Annotated in this window: 1 protein-coding gene; it reads left to right on the top strand. The window is 70.8% G+C overall.

Going from position 1 to position 380, the window contains the following annotated elements; translation table 11 throughout:
- The coding region (locus ACEPPI_RS40775; RefSeq protein WP_373920280.1) for a carboxyl transferase domain-containing protein at nucleotides 1–380 on the top strand (380 nt) is incomplete at both ends.

Genomic DNA, 380 nt, shown 5'->3' with positions numbered 1-380 from the left:
GGTGCCCCGCTGGTCTCCCTCAACGACGGCGCGGGCGCCCGCATCCAGGAGGGCGTCTCCGCGCTCGCCGGGTACGGCGGCATCTTCCAGCGCAACACCAAGGCCTCGGGCGTCATCCCGCAGATCTCGGTCATGCTCGGCCCCTGCGCCGGCGGCGCCGCGTACTCCCCGGCGCTCACGGACTTCGTCTTCATGGTCCGCGACACCTCGCAGATGTTCATCACCGGCCCGGACGTGGTCCGCGCGGTGACCGGCGAGGAGATCACCCAGAACGGCCTCGGCGGCGCGGACGTGCACGCCGAGACCTCGGGCGTCGCGCACTTCGCGTACGACGACGAGGAGACCTGCATCTCCGAGGTCCGCTACCTCATCACGATGCT

Origin of the sequence: Streptomyces sp. AB3(2024) (genome assembly GCF_041862025.1) — a bacterium.
Taxonomy (GTDB): Bacteria; Actinomycetota; Actinomycetes; order Streptomycetales; family Streptomycetaceae; genus Streptomyces.
The sequence above is the reverse complement of the archived record's forward strand: the minus strand, read 5'-3'. Positions and strand labels throughout refer to the sequence as shown.